General features: G+C 73.4%; 3 protein-coding genes. 2 read left to right on the plus strand and 1 reads right to left on the minus strand.

The features are described from left to right. The first annotated feature begins 89 nt into the window (after positions 1–89). A complete protein-coding gene (locus ABZW03_RS40095) occupies positions 90–599 on the plus strand; it encodes a TetR/AcrR family transcriptional regulator (protein ID WP_355269713.1) in 510 nt (169 codons plus the stop codon). Beyond that, positions 596–1,123, plus strand: a complete 528-nt coding sequence (locus ABZW03_RS40100; RefSeq protein ID WP_355269715.1) for a dihydrofolate reductase family protein — start codon at positions 596–598, stop codon at positions 1,121–1,123. Before ABZW03_RS40095 ends, ABZW03_RS40100 begins: the two co-directional genes overlap by 4 nt. A 25-nt stretch (positions 1,124–1,148) precedes the next feature. Here ABZW03_RS40100 and ABZW03_RS40105 read toward each other — a convergent pair whose 3' ends face one another. Beyond that, entirely contained in the window at positions 1,149–2,120 is a 972-nt protein-coding gene (locus ABZW03_RS40105; RefSeq protein WP_355269717.1) for an agmatine deiminase family protein, read from the minus strand. Between the last annotated feature and the right edge of the window lie 59 nt (positions 2,121–2,179).

Below are 2,179 nucleotides of genomic sequence, written 5' to 3' on the forward strand. Positions count from 1 at the left end.
GAGCGGGCCGCGGCCTGACGCACCGGGCCGGGGCCTCGGAGGCCGGGCCGGCGGACGGCGGGCGTGTTCGGGATGGGAGAATCCCGGACATGCCCATTCTCACCCTGGCGCACGTCGGCGCCGAAGCGGGCGTCTCCCCGGCGACGCTGTCGCAGCGCTTCGGCTCCAAGCGGGGCCTGCTGCTGGCGTTCGCCGCGGACGCCGCCGCGAACGCCGCCGCGCCCTACCGGCGGGCCCGGGCCGCGCACGACTCGCCCCTGGCGGCGCTGCACGCCGCCGCGGACGAGTTCGCCGGTCACATGTCCACCCCCGAGGAACTGGCCAATCACCTCGGCATGCTCCAACTCGACCTCTCCGACCCGGAGTTCCGCGTGCACGCCGCCGAACACACCCGCGCGGTCGACGCGGCGCTGCGGGAGCTGCTCGCCGACGCCGTCGCGAGCGGCGAGCTCCCGTCCGGTACGGACATCCCCCGCCTGGCGCGCGCCGTCCAGGTCACCACCGACGGCTCCCTGCTGCGGTGGGCCCTCACCGGCGACGGCGATCCCGCCGCCCTGCTCCACGACGACCTCGACCACCTGCTCCGGAGGACCCCGTGACCTTCACCGCCACCGTCTTCATCGGCACCAGCCTCGACGGCTACATCGCCCGCCCCGACGACGACATCGCCTGGCTGACCTCGCGCGGCGAAAGCGCCGGTGACCTGGGCTACTTCGCGTTCCTCGACTCGGTCGACGCCGTGGTCATGGGCCGCAACACGTACGACAAGGTCGTCGGCTTCGGCGAGGAGGCCTGGCACTACGGTGACCGCCACGTCGGCGTCCTGAGCACCACGCTCCCCGAGGACGCCGACCCGCGCGTCACCGTCTACCGCGACATGGCCGGCCTCGTCGCCGATCTCGACGAGCGCGGGATCCGGCACGTCTACCCCGACGGTGGACGCCTCATCCAGAGCTTCGTCCGCGCCGGACGTGTCGACGCGTTCGTCATCAGCGTCGCCCCGGTCCTCATCGGCGCCGGTCACCGGCTCTTCGGCGAACTGGCCGAGGACGTCCCGCTGCGCCTGGAATCGGCCACCGACCTCGGCGGCTTCGCCCAGCTGCGGTACACCGTGGAGAAGTAGCGGCACGCAGCCCCCGCTCTCGCGGTCAGCCGAGGGCCGGGACGTCGTGGGTGGCGCAGTGGATGCCGCCGCCGCCGGCCGCGATCGCGTCGATCCTGACCGGGACGATCTCCCGGCCCGGGTAGTACTGCTTCAGGACCTGCTGGGCCCGGTCGTCGGCCCGGGTGTCGCCGAACCTGGGCAGGTAGACGCCCTTGGTACCGACGTAGAAGTTCATGTACGAGGAGACGAAGGCGTCGCCGCGCCCGGTGATCTTGTCCGGGTCCGGCTGCTGGAGCTCGATCACCTGCAGCTTCCTGCCGGTCGCGTCGGTGGCGTCCCGGAGGACACCGCGGGCCTGGTCGGCCGCGCGGGACCACACGTCCGCCGGGCCGCCGGGGAAGGCCTGGTCGAGCAGGACCACGCCGGGGGCGGCGAAGCGGGCCAGGCAGTCGACGTGGGCGTCGGTGATGTCCTGGCCCCTGACGCCGGCCAGCCAGATCACCTTGGTGACGCCGAGGGCCTTCTTCAGCTCCGCCTCGACCTGGGCCCGGCTCAGGCCGGGGTTGCGGTTGTCGTTGACGACGGAGCTCTCGGTGACCAGCAGGGTGCCCTGGCCGTCGGTCTCGAAGGAGCCGCCCTCGGCGACCAGCGGGGTCTCGATCCGCTCCACGCCGTACCTGGCCAGCACCGCCCGGGCGACCTTGGAGTCGTTGCCGCTCCGCTGCTTGCCGCCCCAGCCGTTGAAGTTGAAGTCCACGCCCTTGACCGTGCCGCCCTCCTCGACGAACACCGGCAGGGTGTCCCGGGCCCACAGGTCGTCGACGGCGACCGGGACGACCTCGACGGCCGCGCCGCAGGCCTTCCGGGCGGCGTCCTGCTGCTCGGGGCGGGCCAGCAGCACGACCGGCTCGCGGGCGGCGATCGCCTGGGCCAGGCCGGCGATGTCGCGGCGGACGTCCGGGAGCTGGTCGCCCCAGATGTTCTGCCGGTTGGTCTGGCCGGTGCGGGTGAGCACCGAACCGTCCGAGTAGAGCCAGGTGTTGCTCTGGGCGGTCGCGGCGGCGTGCGCGTCCG

The organism is Kitasatospora sp. NPDC004799 (genome assembly GCF_040609095.1).
GTDB lineage: Bacteria > Actinomycetota > Actinomycetes > Streptomycetales > Streptomycetaceae > Kitasatospora.

Bases quoted from the DNA above. Each gene is read 5' to 3' on its own strand.
- ABZW03_RS40095 (WP_355269713.1), top strand. From the start codon at position 90: ATGCCCATTCTCACCCTGGCGCACGTCGGCGCCGAAGCGGGCGTCTCC.